Origin of the sequence: Aliarcobacter skirrowii CCUG 10374, assembly GCF_003544835.1 — a bacterium.
GTDB lineage: Bacteria > Campylobacterota > Campylobacteria > Campylobacterales > Arcobacteraceae > Aliarcobacter > Aliarcobacter skirrowii.
The window spans coordinates 105,679-118,638 of sequence record NZ_CP032099.1 but is presented as its reverse complement, the minus strand read 5'-3'; the positions used below and the strand labels follow the sequence as shown (position 1 = coordinate 118,638).

The window sequence follows — 12,960 nt, the reverse complement described above, 5'->3', positions numbered from 1 at the left end:
AATCTTTTTTTTAAAGTATTTGCTGAACACGACCAACATCTCCATTTTGTAATCTTACTTTTATTCCATGTGGATGAGTTGGTGAATTTGTTAAAATATCTTTTACAACTCCTTGAGTTAGTTTACCTGTTCTTTGATCTGCTTTTAATACAATATTTACTTTTAAACCTACTTTTACATCAAACCTTTTTTTCGGATCCATTTTTACTTCTTTCCATATAAAATGCAAAATTTTATTGAAGTATAGTAAAAAATATATTATTTTTTCATTTCTATAAACAAAATATGGCTTTTTGAAATAGGATTGATTACTATTTTATCTTCATTTGTAATCTCCATAGCATCGCCAAAATCCAATGCTACTCCATTTACAGTTGAACTTCCTTCAATTTGTACAAAATAGATTTGTCTATTCTCTTTAATCTCATATTCAAGTAGTTTATCAAATTCGCTTACATAAATATTTACATCTTGATAGATTTTAATAGTACTATCTCCATCTTGACTTGATACAATATTTAATAATTTGTTATATCTATCTTCTTCTTTAAACTTATGTGACCCATAAAGTCGTGGAAGTCCTTTTTGTGGTGGGAAAACCCAAATTTGAAGCAATCTTAAAATCTTATCACTCTCATTTTTTTCACTATGATATATTCCATCTCCAGCACTAAGATACTGAACTTCACCTCTTTTTAAAGTTTCACTATTTCCCATAGAGTCTTTATGAGTAATCTCTCCATCAACAATATATGAGATAATCTCCATATTTTCATGAGGATGCATCTCAAAGCCAGTTTTTGCCTCAACTAAATCATCATTTAAAACTCTTAAAACTCCAAAATGTACATTTTTAGGATTTCTATACTCTGCAAAACTAAAGTGAAAACGACTTTGTAACCAACCTAAATTTGATTTTCCCATATTCTGTTTTGGTAATTTTTTTAACATTTTACACCTCTTTTTCATCAAAAATAAAACTTCTCATTGAGATATTTGAATATATCATCTCACTATTAAAAGATCTTCCTTTTTTATTAAAAGCACTTCCAAAAGCTATAAGCAAAGGAATAAAATGCTCAAGAGTAGGATGATTTTTATAAAAATTTTTATCTTTTGTAATATTTTTCAAATCCTCTTCATTTGCATTTTCTATAATATTTGTTAATCTCTCATCAAACTCTTTTGCATAATCTTTAACTTCAAAACTGCTACTTGCATCTATTAAATTGTGAGTTGCACTTCCACTACAAATTATTAATGCTTCATCTTTAAATTTTTTTAATTTTTCACCTAAATTTATGAAATCTTCTAAAGAGTAACTACTAGAAATGCTAAGTTGTAAAACTGGAATATCTAACTTCTCATACATCATAGATAAAATAGTCCAAACTCCGTGATCATAACTAACTCTTGATTTATCAATTTCAATATTTATTGAATCTCTTTTCAAACTATCTATTAAATTTTTGGTTAAATTTTCACTACTATTAATAGAATACTTAAAATCATAAAGCTCTTTTTCAAAACCATAAAAATCGTACATAATCTCATTTGCTAAAGGATTTATAACCTTTAAATCTCTTGTCATATAGTGAGCTGAAACTATAATAATATATTTTGGTTTAGCTATTTTTTTTGCAATATTTTTAATATTATCTTTACTTTTTAAATCACTAAAAATAATATTTGGAGCTCCATGAGATATAAATAGAGTTGGATTCATATTTTTAAATTTGGTTAAATATTATTTAACCAAATCTCCTTCAATATCAATTATCAGCTTAACGTCATCTCCAACAGCAACAGCTCCAGCTTCTAAAACTTTATTCCAAGTAATTCCAAAATCACTTCTTTTTATTAAACCACTTAAAGAAAATCCTGATTTAAGAGCAAATGCTCCACCATTTTCAAGTTTTAATTCAATATTTTTTGTAACACCTTTTATAGTAATATCTCCAAAAACTCTATTTTTTTGAACTTTTGTTGTCTTAAAAGTAATATTTGGATATTTTTTTGAATCAAAAAAATCATCACCTTTTAAATGACCATCTCTTTTTGAATTTGAAGTATCAATTGATGCAACTTTTAATTCACCTTTTAGTGAAACTAAACTGTTACTCTTCTCATCATAAACAAATGTTCCAGAAAAATCATTAAACTTTCCAACAACATTTGAAACCATCATATGTTTTACACTAAATCCTACATTTGAGTGAGAAGAGTCAACTACATAATCACCTGCAAACAAAGATGAACATAAGAGAACTGACAATAATCCTAATTTTAAATTTTTCATAACTAATCCTTTTTATTTGTTTTATATAACTTATCTAATAAATCGTATAGAGTATTTAATTCCTCATCACTTAATATTTTCATAAAATCATCAAGATTTTCAGAGTGCTTTGGAAAAACCTCTTCTATTGACTCTTTACCTTTTTTTGTAATTGACAATATCGAAGCTCTTGCATCTTTTTCATCTTTTTTTGATTCAATAAATCCATCTCTCTTTAGGTTTCGTACAACAACTGTTGTATTCCCTGGTGTGCTTGAAGTAAGTTTTGTAATTGAACCTATATTTAAATCACCTAAATGGTACAAAACTTCCAATACTTTAAATTGATTAAATGTTAGATTATATTTACTTAAATGGTTTTCTGTAATATTATTTATTCTATTAAAAATCCTATCTAATCTAACAACAGTTTTCATTGATTTTTGAACTCTTGCACTATATGATTTTATATCTGACACTCTAAACCTTTGAATAAATAATTGACTATAAAAAATAGCTTGGCAAAATTATATTACTAATTAGTAATAATGTCAAGCTATTTTTTTGTTTTTTTCTTTTAACCAAAAAATAATCTAATTTTGACTATAATTTACAGCTTTAATTGAATTTTATATTTTATAAGGATAAAGAATATGTTATTAACTCCAGGTCCAACTCCTGTACCAGAATTCGCAAGAAAAGCTATGAGTGATATTACAATTCACCATAGAACAAAAGAGTTTGAAGAAATTTTTGAAAAGACTAGAAATCTTCTATTAGAAATTTACGATATGAGTGAAGTTTTAATGTTAGCATCAAGTGGAACAGGTGCTATGGAGGCTTGTATTACAAACCTAACTAGAAAAAAAGCATTAACAATCAACTCTGGAAAATTCGGAGAGAGATTTGGAAAAATATGTAAAGCTTTCAATATTGATTATATTGAGTTAAAAAATGAGTGGAACACTCCTGTAAACGTTGAAGATGTTATAAATGAAATCAAAAATGATTCAAATATTGATGCAATATTTATTCAAGTTTGTGAGAGTGCTGGAGGATTAAGACATCCTGTTGAAGAAATAGCAAAAGAAGTTAAAAAAATAAATCCAGAAATCATGATAGTAGCAGATGCAATTACAGCTTTAGGTGTTGAAAAAATCGATGTAACAAATATTGATGCACTTATTACTGGAAGTCAAAAAGCATTTATGCTTCCTCCAGGTCTTGCAATGATTGGATTGTCAAATAAAGCAGTTGCAAAAATTGAAGAAAAACCAGCTGGTTACTACTTTAATTTAGCAACAGAGTTAAAAAATCAAAGAAAAAATACAACTGCTTGGACAGCTGCTACAACTTTGATTATGGGATTACAAGCAATTTTAGAAAAGTTTAAAGAGATTGGATTTGAAAATCTTTATAAACAAACAGCTTTAAGAGCAAAAGCTACTCAAGAAGCTTTAAAAGCAATAGGATTTGAAATTTATCCAAAAAATCCTGCAAATGCTATGACAACTGTTTATACAGAACAATCAAATGAGATTAGAAAACTTTTAAAAACAAAATACAATGTTGATATTGCAGGTGGTCAAGATCACTTAGCTGGAAAAATATTTAGAATTAATCATATGGGATTAGTTGAAGATTTTGAAGCATCTTGGGCTGTTAATGCTATTGAGCTGGTTATGGATGAGTTAAAAATTAGAACATTTGATGGAACTGCAAACAGAGTTTTTGCACAGACATTTTATAAAGGAAATTAATCAATTATGATTTTTGAACACGAAATTCCAAAAGGTAGCCGTCTTTATTTTGGTAAAACAGCAAAAGCAAAAAGAGTTTTAGAAAATAGAGTTTGTGATATTTTGGAAGATAATGGTTTTGAAGAGATTCTAACACCAAATTTTTCATATTCGCAACATCAATCAATAACAGATGAAAAAAAACTAATTAAATTTTCAGATGAAGAGAATGAGCAAGTATCTTTAAGAGCTGACTCAACTTTAGATGTTGTAAGAATTATTACAAAAAGATTAGGAAGAACTACAAAACAAAAAAAATGGTTCTATATCCAACCTGTTTTTTCATATCCTAGTTGTGAGGATTATCAAATAGGTTGCGAGTGGATAGAACACGATAATATAAGTGATATACTAAATTTAACAGCTAATATTTTAAAAGCTTTAAATATAGAGCCAATTTTACAAATATCAAATATAAAAATTCCAAGAATTTTAGCAAAAGAGTTAAATATTGATATTGAACTTCTTAAAAATGGTGATATCTCTAAGCTATTAGAGTTAAAAATATCTTGGCTTGATAAACTTTTAAGAGTTCAAGATATAAAAAGTTTAGAAGAGGCTATAAAATTAGTTCCAGATATTTTAAAAGATGAGTTACAAAAACTTTTAAAAAAATCTTTAGAGGTAGATTACTCAAATATAATAATAGCTCCATTATATTATGGAAGCTTAAAATATTATAATGATATTTATTACAGAGTAATAGAGAAAAATTTTGTTTTATGTAGAGGTGGAATGTATGAAGCTGATGGAATTAGCTCATTAGGTTTTGCACTATACACAGATAATTTATTAAAAATGATAGAAGGATAGTTATGAAGGCAGATGTTATTGTTGGAATTCAATGGGGAGATGAAGGCAAGGGTAAAATTGTTGATATGCTTGCACAAAAGTATGATATGGTTTGTAGAAGCCAAGGTGGACACAATGCAGGACATACAATTTGGGTTGATGGAGTTAGATATGCGCTTCAACTTATTCCTTCAGGAATTTTAAATAAAAAAGCTATAAATATTATAGGAAATGGGGTTGTTGTTTCTCCACTTAATATTTTAAAAGAGATGAGCCAATTTGATAACTTAGAAGGAAGATTGTACATCTCTGATAAAGCTCATTTAAATTTGCCTTTTCATGCTTTAATTGATCAAGCAAAAGAGAGATTAAAAGGTGATAAAGCTATTGGAACAACTGGAAAAGGAATTGGACCAACTTATGCTGAGAAAGTAAGCCGTAATGGATTTAGAGCAGGTGATTTATTAAATCCAGCAAAACTTTGTGATGATATTTTAGATTATTTTGAACAAAATAGAGCTATTTTTGATGTTTTAGAGATTAAAACTCCAGAGAAAAAAGAGCTTTTAAATGAGCTTGAAACTTATAGCTCTAATTTAGCACCATATATAACAAACACTACAAATATGGTTTGGAAAGCTATTGAAGATAATAAAAGAGTTTTACTTGAGGGTGCTCAAGGAACACTTTTAGATATTGACCATGGAACTTATCCATATGTTACATCTTCAAGTACAGTTAGTGCAGGAGCTTGTACAGGTCTTGGACTTAATCCAAAAGATATAGGTGAAATTACAGGAATTGTAAAAGCTTATTGTACAAGAGTTGGAAATGGACCATTTCCTAGTGAAGATTTCACAGATTATGGAAAAACTATGGGTGAAGTTGGAAAAGAGTTTGGAACAGTTACAGGAAGAAAGAGAAGATGTGGTTGGTTTGATGCTGTTGCAGTTAGATATGCAAGTAGATTAAATGGTTGTGATAAATTAGCTTTAATGAAACTAGATGTTTTAGATGGCTTTGATAAAATTAAAATTTGTGTAGCATATAATTATAATGGAAACAGAATTGATTATATGCCTTCAAATATGGATAGTGTTGAAGCTATTTATGAAGAGATTGATGGTTGGGATAGTGTTGTTGGAATTAGAAAATATGAAGATTTACCAATAAATGCAAAAAAATATATAGAAAAAATTGAAGAGATAACAAATGTAAAAGTTGGAATTATTTCAACTTCACCAGAACGAGACGATACTATTTTAAGGGGCTAATAATGAGATTAAGATTACATCATACAGCGTATGTTGCCAAAAGAATTACAAGAGATTTAGTATCTTGTGACTTTATAGAAGTAAGAAAAGATAAAGCTAGTATTGAAGAACAAATTGAGAGAATTTTAGATGAAGATATAGAAAAAGAGATGGCTTTAAATGAAAAAGTTGAAGAGATTTTAGATGCTCAAGAGGAAGAGATTGAGTATTTAAATGCTGATAGACGGCAACTTTTTTGGATGACTAAAAAAAGGCTTGCAAATGATTTTGGTGTAATTTTAGATAACGAAGATAGATTTTCTGATATTGCTCACAAAATTATTGATTTTTTATGGGAGGAGGATTATATTCATTTTACATGTTCAGACAACCAAGTTAAAAATGTGATATTTGGTTCGATGGATGACTTTATAAAAGGGTTTGAAAGAGCAGATAGTGAGGTTTTAAGTAAACTTAAAAACTACAAAAGAAAATTGATTCCTGGAACAGATGAGTATGATATGGTATATCATAGACTCTATGAAGAGGAGCTAATTAAAAGAGGATTAATCTAATGCAAAAAATTTATATATATTTAGAAAATGGTGTTTTTTTAGAAGCAAAATCATTTGGTGCAGATAAAACTGCTATTGGTAAGCTGGTTTACAATAATACAACTTTTGGACATCAAGAGTTAATAACAGACCCATCTAATGCTGGATTATTTATCAATTTTACATCTACTGAAGTAGGAAACTCTGGAACAAACAGTGCAGATATGGAGAGCTCTAAAGCTCATTGTATTGGTGTAATTGCTAGAAATTATCATGATGAATACTCAAACTACAGAGCTAATAAAAGCTTAAAAGAGTTTTTAGTTGAGCAAGATGTAATTGGAATTTGTGATATTGATACAAGATTCTTAACTCATACTGTAAGAGATGAAGGTAGTTTAATGATGATTGCATCAACAAAGATATCTTCAAAAGATGAATTAGCAAAACTTTTAAGCCAAGCTAAAAAATATGATGAGATTAATTTTATCAAAGATAGTTCAACAAAAGAGCCATATGTTCACAAGTCTGGTGCTTGGAATGATGAACTTCAAGATTATAACAAAGCTGTTATGAGTGATAAAAAAGTTGTTGTTATTGATTTTGGAGTTAAAAAATCATTCTTAAACGAACTAGTTGAAGCAGAGCTTGAAGTTGAAGTGGTACCTTATAATACAAACCCTGATGAGATAATCAAAAAATATCAAGATAAACAAATTGGTGGAGTTGTTTTAAGTAGTGGTGCTGGAAATCCAAATATATATCAAGATGAGATTAAAAATATTGAAAAGCTAATAAATGCAAATATTCCAATTTTTGCTGTTGGATTAGGACACTATTTACTTGCTCTTGCAAGTGGTGCAAAACTTGAAAAGATAAAATCTATTAAATCTGGAAGCCACCCTATAAAAGGTGTAAAGAATGTTGAAATATACGCAATTAACACTGAGTATTCTCTAAAAGATTTTGAAAATCTTGCAGAAGCTATCTCTTTAAAACTTTTTAATAATAGTGCTGTAGCTTTAAAATATAAAAACAAGGATATTTTAAGTAGTGAATTTACTCCAATTTCAAACTCTTTAATATACAAAGAGTTTGCAAAACTTGTAAAATAGTAAAAATATTGAGCTAAGAGTAAAATCTTTGCTCAATATAATTTTTATATAAAATTATCTTTTAGAATCCATAAACATTTACATAAAACTCATCTTTTTTATCAGTAGATTCAACTGTGTAAGTTATAGGTAATGTACTAGTATCATTCTCTCCAGTCATTATAAAATTTGCAGCACACTCATATCTATCAATATTTTTATCATATTTAGTAGTTCTGATTGTATCTACTTCAAATTTTAAAAGTGGAATTAAATAACTCATTCCTTGAGAAGTTAATTCATCTTTTGCAATATCAATAACCAAATTTTTAGTAATCTCATCTGAACACTTTGGTGTACCACCACTGCAAGCAACAAAAACAAAAGCTGTCGCCACTAAAACTAAAGAACCAAATTTTAACATCTTCTCAAACCTTTCTTTTTAATAATTATTTTGTTTTGCAACAATAATAGCAATTTTAACTAAATATTTTATATTTTATATCTTAAATTTATAAAATAAACATATTAATCAGTTGCCATGTTCCTGCTGTACAAATACCTGCAAAAACTCCAGCAACAATATCATCTCCCATAACTCCTAAACCACCCTTTACATCTCTATCAATTCTTCCAATAATTGATGGTTTCCAAATATCAAATATTCTAAAATATATAAATGCAAGTGGTGCTAAAATATATGCATTTTCACTATTTATTCCACAAATAGATAGGGTTAACCACATACCAGCTAACTCATCAATAACAATCTCACTGCTATCATGAACTCCTAACTCTTTTTCATATTTATTTATCTCTTTAATTGCAACAATAGTTACAAGTATTGATAATAAAAACAGAGTTGAAACATGCAAGAATTCAAGTAATATTAAACCTAATAAAAGTGAAACAAATGTTCCAACTGTTCCAGGTGCTTTTGGACTTAAACCACTATAGCCAACTGTTAAAAAAAATCTTCTCATGCTCATTATTTTTTCTTCTCTATCTCTAATTTTTTTCTCTTTTCCCAAAGAGATTTTCTTGAAATTCCCAATCTTTTAGATAACTCTGTATCTGGATATTTATTTTGATAAGTGCTTACTATCATCTTTACATAATCATTTATAGACATAATCATATTTGAGTCACTTGCTTTATTTTCATTATTAAAAACTATTTTTTTATTATTATATTCATCACAACTCTCTAAAGAGCAGATTAAAACATTTTTATCTGAGATTTGTTTATTTAGTTGCTCTTTTAAACCCTTTTTTAGAAGATGATAATCTGTAATATATAAAATTGTTCTATTATCTAAATTTGCCAATTTTCTTTGCCAAGAGTTTGATAAAAAACTATCAAAAGTTAAACTCATATTTACTTTTTTTGCAATCTCAAAAGCAACTTTATCTGCATATCTTTGATAATTTGTCTCTATCATTAGAGGGAATGATAGAGGTAAAATAAGTTCACTTGTATCAATATCACTTGTTGAAAATTCAAAATACTCTTTTAAAATTGCAAGCTCTTTTCTTGTTGCTCTACACTCTTTGTAGTGATAAATTTTTCGTACTAACTCATCCATTAAAAATGGTTTCATAATATAATCTTTTGCACCATCTTTTATTAAATCAGTTACCGTTTCATCTGAAATATATGAAACCAAAAGCAAGATTATTGCATTTTTAGAGTATTTTTTAATTATTGCTTTGCAAACACTACTTGGAAGAGTTGTTGATAACAAAACAGTATCATACTCTTTTGTAAGATTATCAACATTAACACTCTCTACATAATCACAATTATGACCATCATCAAGAAGTCTTAATACAATTTTTTGTGCTAAATAACTCTCATTCTCTACTATTAATATATTCATTTTTTGTCCCATTCATAATATTTTACATTTGCTACACATTGAACTACAACACCCTCTTTTCTTCCTATACTTCCTATTTTTTCAGAAGTTGTCGCTTTTACATTTATAAACTGCTTTGGAAGATTTAAAAGTTGGCTTAGACTATTTTTTATCTCTATTTTATGTGGATTTATTTTTGGTTGCTCTGCAATTATTGTAATATCTACATTTACAATCTCATATCCAACATTTTTTACAAATCTAACAATATACTCTAAAAGTTTTTTTGAATCAATATTTTTAAATCTCTCATCAGTATCAGGAAAAAACTCTCCAATATCTCCAGCACCAATAGCTCCTAGTAAAGCATCAATTAAAGAGTGAATTAAAACATCACCATCGCTGTGAGCTTTAAACCCATAAGAGTATGGAAGCTCTACTCCACCTAAAAACATTGGTTTATTATCTTCAAAACTATGTAAATCAAAACCAAAGCCTGTAAAGAAATTTTTTGATGGAGATTTTAGACAAGGAATTTCATCTAAATCATCTAAAAATGTTAGTTTTTTTGCTTTAATGCAACCTTTTACATAAGAGATTTCATAACCACTATTTTTAATAGCACTACTTTCATCTGTAAACTCAATATTTGTATTTAATGCTTTTTTTAAAACATCTGTAAGTGATAGTTGTGGAGTTTGTATTAGCTTTACCTCATCTCTATTTATTGTATTTTTCTCATAAATAACAGTATCACTAACACCTAAAACAGGAACTACACAAGTTGCTTTATCTTTTAGCTCTAATATTCTATCTATCATATCTTTAGATATACAAGCTCTTGCAACATCGCTTATCATAACATATTTAGTATCTACAAAATTCAAAGCATTTTTAATAGAGTTTTGTCTTGTCTCTCCACCTTTAACATATAAAAAATCATTATTGAAATTTTGCATATATCTTAACTCATCTTCATGAGAGACAACAATAGTTTTTTTAAAATTTGAGTATGAGTTTAGTCTTGAAGTAACATTTAACCATAAAGGCTCATTTTCAACTCTTAACCACTGTTTCTTGCATACATTTTCAAATCTAGTAGAATTTCCTGCACACAACACCACTAATGTAACATCTTCCAATTATCTGTTCCTTTGAATTTGAGTAAAAAAGTTACAGATTCTAGCTCTTTTTTTCTTATAAACTATTTAATTACTTGAAAAATGCTACTTTTTATCTCATTAAAACTCTCTTTAAAAAAATTTGTATCAAATTCATACTCGTTTAATATAACTAGACTTTTATCAAAATCTAAACTATTTAAAGGCTCTTTTGGATTTGTTATATTATTAACAACATTTAAAATCATAGATTTTATTTTAAAAGCCTCAGGAGCATTTTGTAAATCTTCAAAAAATGCAATTGGTAAAATTATATTTGGGCTTAATTTCCAATGTTTAAGTATATTTGCAGATACTCTTGAACTTTTGTATCCTGTAAATTTCTCTTCACCTGCTATTACACTACTTCTATTTATCTCACTAATAAACTGTTCTGCTAATTTATGCTCACTAATAGCTTTTGAAATAATTGGTTTTGAGATATTTTTTAAAAATGCTGGTATTAAAAGTGAACTTTTTAAACTATTATCAAATTTTGATAACCACCTATTGATAAAGTAGATACTTAAAGTATTTGAGTATAAGAACTCATCACTTCTAATTGTATAAGCAAAAAGATTTTTAGGTAGAGTGTTAGATATTAATAAAGCTGTACATAATGCTGTCATAAATTCAAGATTTGTAATTTTTATAAGATTTATAATTGTTCTTTTATTGTTTTTAAAATCAAAAAAATTAAACTCTACAATTTTTAATAGTTCAGCTTGTAGATTTTTATCTTCTGCAATAATTTTTAGTAACTCTTTTGGATTTTCAAAAGAGGATTTTCTAAAATTGTCTAAATCTACTATAGTTTTTGGTAATTTTTCATCTATTTGTAAATATTTGTTAAAGTTTTTAATCATTTTATTATATCCTTTGAAATTGGAAAAAAATTATATGAAATAGTAACTTATAATCTTAAAATTTATCTATAAATAATTTAAGACAAAAATTATCCTATTTAAACTATAATTTTACCTAGAGTTTTAAAAAAGGATTAAAATGAGTATAGAAGATATTAAAAAATCATTAGAAAATGTAAAATATCCAGGCTTTTCAAAATCAATTATTGATTTTGGATTTGTAAAAGATATTAAATTAGATGCAAACTCTTGCACAATACTATTAGATATTACTTCAACAGCAAAAGAGGTTGAAGATGAGTTAAGAAGAGAGATTCCAAAAGCTCTTCCAAGTTTAAATGTTAATTTGGTTTTTAATAAACCAAAAGAGGAGCAACAAAGAAGCAATAGCGTAAGTGGTCAAAATATTGCACCACAAATCAAAGATATTGTAATGGTAAGCTCAGGAAAAGGTGGAGTTGGAAAATCAACTACAACTGTAAACCTTGCAATTGCAGCAGCTATGCAAGGTAAAAAAGTTGGTATTTTAGATGCTGATATTTATGGACCAAATATTCCAAGAATGATGGGAGTAAATGGAAAAGAGGTTGAAGTAATAGGAAATAAAGCAAAACCTTTAAATGCTTATGGCGTAGATATTATGTCTATGGGAATTTTAATGAAAGAGGGAGAAGCTGTTATTTGGAGAGGTGCTATGATTATGAAGGCAATCCAACAGCTTTTAAGAGATATTTTATGGGAAGAGTTAGATATTTTATTTATTGATATGCCTCCAGGAACAGGAGATGCTCAATTAACTCTTGCTCAAAGTGTTCCTGTTAGTGCTGGAATCAATGTAACAACTCCTCAACATGTAGCTTTAGATGATAGTAGAAGATCTTTAGATATGTTCTCTAAGCTTCATATTCCAGTTGCTGGAATAGTTGAAAATATGAGTGGATTTATCTGTCCATCATGTAACACAGAGTCTGATATTTTTGGAACAGGAACATGTGATGAGTTAGCTAAACAGTACAATACTCAAGTTTTAGCTCATCTTCCAATTGAACCTGCTATTAGAGTTGGTGGGGATAGTGGAAAACCAATAGTTTATTTTGAACCTGAATCAATAAGTGCAAAAAGATATATGATGGCTGCAAGTAAACTTATATCTATGCTTGAAAATCAAGGTGAAGTTTCAAATGAGGCTATTCAGCCAATTATGCCAGCGGGGGTTAGTGCATGTTCTACTGAAGGACAAAAAATAAAAGCTGAGCATGAAGCTAAAAAAAGTGGTGGTTGTGGCTCTGGATGTGGTTGCCACTAA

Annotated in this window: 16 protein-coding genes; 6 read left to right on the top strand and 10 right to left on the bottom strand. The window is 28.0% G+C overall.

The genetic code is table 11. The features are described from left to right. Window positions 1–10: 10 nt before the first annotated feature. Genes ASKIR_RS00630 through ASKIR_RS00610 form a run of 5 tightly spaced genes read right to left on the bottom strand, consistent with a single transcriptional unit; the run spans window position 11 to window position 2,757 of the window. Window positions 11–202, bottom strand: a complete 192-nt coding sequence (locus ASKIR_RS00630) for a YwbE family protein (RefSeq protein WP_066156723.1) — start codon at window positions 200–202, stop codon at window positions 11–13. A gap of 56 nt (window positions 203–258) precedes the next feature. Further along, on the bottom strand, window positions 259–951 hold the full coding sequence (locus ASKIR_RS00625) for a pirin family protein (RefSeq protein ID WP_066351971.1): 693 nt from the start codon (window positions 949–951) through the stop codon (window positions 259–261). Window position 952: 1 nt separating this feature from the next. After that, complete coding sequence (locus tag ASKIR_RS00620; RefSeq protein ID WP_066351973.1) at window positions 953–1,726, bottom strand: DODA-type extradiol aromatic ring-opening family dioxygenase; 774 nt, start codon at window positions 1,724–1,726, stop codon at window positions 953–955. 21 nt (window positions 1,727–1,747) lie between these two features. After that, a complete protein-coding gene (locus tag ASKIR_RS00615) occupies window positions 1,748–2,299 on the bottom strand; it encodes a YceI family protein (RefSeq protein WP_066160355.1) in 552 nt (183 codons plus the stop codon). Between the two features lie 2 nt (window positions 2,300–2,301). Continuing rightward, window positions 2,302–2,757: a MarR family winged helix-turn-helix transcriptional regulator gene (locus tag ASKIR_RS00610; protein ID WP_228137905.1), complete on the bottom strand. Its 456-nt coding sequence runs from the start codon at window positions 2,755–2,757 to the stop codon at window positions 2,302–2,304. Between the two features lie 174 nt (window positions 2,758–2,931). Here ASKIR_RS00610 and ASKIR_RS00605 point away from each other — a divergent pair, with 174 nt between their 5' ends. The 5 genes from ASKIR_RS00605 to ASKIR_RS00585 are packed head-to-tail and all read left to right on the top strand — an operon-like array spanning window position 2,932 to window position 7,791. Then, on the top strand, window positions 2,932–4,038 hold the full coding sequence (locus tag ASKIR_RS00605; RefSeq protein ID WP_066351983.1) for a pyridoxal-phosphate-dependent aminotransferase family protein: 1,107 nt from the start codon (window positions 2,932–2,934) through the stop codon (window positions 4,036–4,038). A gap of 6 nt (window positions 4,039–4,044) precedes the next feature. Next, complete coding sequence (locus ASKIR_RS00600; protein WP_066160349.1) at window positions 4,045–4,890, top strand: ATP phosphoribosyltransferase regulatory subunit; 846 nt, start codon at window positions 4,045–4,047, stop codon at window positions 4,888–4,890. Between the two features lie 2 nt (window positions 4,891–4,892). Further along, window positions 4,893–6,143, top strand: a complete 1,251-nt coding sequence (locus ASKIR_RS00595; RefSeq protein ID WP_066351984.1) for an adenylosuccinate synthase — start codon at window positions 4,893–4,895, stop codon at window positions 6,141–6,143. Window positions 6,144–6,145: 2 nt separating this feature from the next. Continuing rightward, the gene (locus ASKIR_RS00590) at window positions 6,146–6,697 is read left to right on the top strand and encodes a DUF507 family protein (RefSeq protein WP_066160342.1); all 552 of its coding nucleotides are present in this window, start codon (window positions 6,146–6,148) and stop codon (window positions 6,695–6,697) included. Then, on the top strand, window positions 6,697–7,791 hold the full coding sequence (locus ASKIR_RS00585) for a carbamoyl phosphate synthase small subunit (protein WP_066351985.1): 1,095 nt from the start codon (window positions 6,697–6,699) through the stop codon (window positions 7,789–7,791). The genes ASKIR_RS00590 and ASKIR_RS00585 overlap by 1 nt, the downstream gene beginning before the upstream one ends. 61 nt (window positions 7,792–7,852) lie before the next feature. Here ASKIR_RS00585 and ASKIR_RS00580 read toward each other — a convergent pair whose 3' ends face one another. From ASKIR_RS00580 to ASKIR_RS00560, 5 genes are all read right to left on the bottom strand, one after another. Further along, on the bottom strand, window positions 7,853–8,194 hold the full coding sequence (locus ASKIR_RS00580; protein WP_066160336.1) for a hypothetical protein: 342 nt from the start codon (window positions 8,192–8,194) through the stop codon (window positions 7,853–7,855). Window positions 8,195–8,282: 88 nt separating this feature from the next. Then, window positions 8,283–8,759: a phosphatidylglycerophosphatase A family protein gene (locus ASKIR_RS00575; RefSeq protein WP_082946405.1), complete on the bottom strand. Its 477-nt coding sequence runs from the start codon at window positions 8,757–8,759 to the stop codon at window positions 8,283–8,285. Continuing rightward, window positions 8,759–9,649 (bottom strand): DNA-binding transcriptional response regulator, encoded by an 891-nt coding sequence (locus tag ASKIR_RS00570; protein ID WP_066351990.1) that lies wholly within the window; start codon window positions 9,647–9,649, stop codon window positions 8,759–8,761. The genes ASKIR_RS00575 and ASKIR_RS00570 overlap by 1 nt, the downstream gene beginning before the upstream one ends. Then, window positions 9,646–10,770 carry a bifunctional 2-C-methyl-D-erythritol 4-phosphate cytidylyltransferase/2-C-methyl-D-erythritol 2,4-cyclodiphosphate synthase gene (locus ASKIR_RS00565; protein ID WP_066351992.1) on the bottom strand — a complete coding sequence of 375 codons (1,125 nt, stop codon included), beginning with the start codon at window positions 10,768–10,770 and terminating at the stop codon, window positions 9,646–9,648. The genes ASKIR_RS00570 and ASKIR_RS00565 overlap by 4 nt, the downstream gene beginning before the upstream one ends. A gap of 62 nt (window positions 10,771–10,832) precedes the next feature. Continuing rightward, window positions 10,833–11,654: an HDOD domain-containing protein gene (locus tag ASKIR_RS00560; protein WP_066160325.1), complete on the bottom strand. Its 822-nt coding sequence runs from the start codon at window positions 11,652–11,654 to the stop codon at window positions 10,833–10,835. A 139-nt stretch (window positions 11,655–11,793) separates the two neighbouring features. Between ASKIR_RS00560 and ASKIR_RS00555 the strand changes: the two genes are divergently transcribed. Beyond that, on the top strand, window positions 11,794–12,960 hold the full coding sequence (locus ASKIR_RS00555; RefSeq protein WP_115588033.1) for an Mrp/NBP35 family ATP-binding protein: 1,167 nt from the start codon (window positions 11,794–11,796) through the stop codon (window positions 12,958–12,960).

Coding starts and splice junctions, on each gene's coding strand:
- ASKIR_RS00630 (WP_066156723.1), bottom strand. CDS start 202: ATGGATCCGAAAAAAAGGTTTGATGTAAAAGTAGGTTTAAAAGTAAAT.
- ASKIR_RS00625 (WP_066351971.1), bottom strand. CDS start 951: ATGTTAAAAAAATTACCAAAACAGAATATGGGAAAATCAAATTTAGGT.
- ASKIR_RS00620 (WP_066351973.1), bottom strand. CDS start 1,726: ATGAATCCAACTCTATTTATATCTCATGGAGCTCCAAATATTATTTTT.
- ASKIR_RS00615 (WP_066160355.1), bottom strand. CDS start 2,299: ATGAAAAATTTAAAATTAGGATTATTGTCAGTTCTCTTATGTTCATCT.
- ASKIR_RS00605 (WP_066351983.1), top strand. CDS start 2,932: ATGTTATTAACTCCAGGTCCAACTCCTGTACCAGAATTCGCAAGAAAA.
- ASKIR_RS00600 (WP_066160349.1), top strand. CDS start 4,045: ATGATTTTTGAACACGAAATTCCAAAAGGTAGCCGTCTTTATTTTGGT.
- ASKIR_RS00595 (WP_066351984.1), top strand. CDS start 4,893: ATGAAGGCAGATGTTATTGTTGGAATTCAATGGGGAGATGAAGGCAAG.
- ASKIR_RS00590 (WP_066160342.1), top strand. CDS start 6,146: ATGAGATTAAGATTACATCATACAGCGTATGTTGCCAAAAGAATTACA.
- ASKIR_RS00585 (WP_066351985.1), top strand. CDS start 6,697: ATGCAAAAAATTTATATATATTTAGAAAATGGTGTTTTTTTAGAAGCA.
- ASKIR_RS00580 (WP_066160336.1), bottom strand. CDS start 8,194: ATGTTAAAATTTGGTTCTTTAGTTTTAGTGGCGACAGCTTTTGTTTTT.
- ASKIR_RS00575 (WP_082946405.1), bottom strand. CDS start 8,759: ATGAGCATGAGAAGATTTTTTTTAACAGTTGGCTATAGTGGTTTAAGT.
- ASKIR_RS00570 (WP_066351990.1), bottom strand. CDS start 9,649: ATGAATATATTAATAGTAGAGAATGAGAGTTATTTAGCACAAAAAATT.
- ASKIR_RS00560 (WP_066160325.1), bottom strand. CDS start 11,654: ATGATTAAAAACTTTAACAAATATTTACAAATAGATGAAAAATTACCA.
- ASKIR_RS00555 (WP_115588033.1), top strand. CDS start 11,794: ATGAGTATAGAAGATATTAAAAAATCATTAGAAAATGTAAAATATCCA.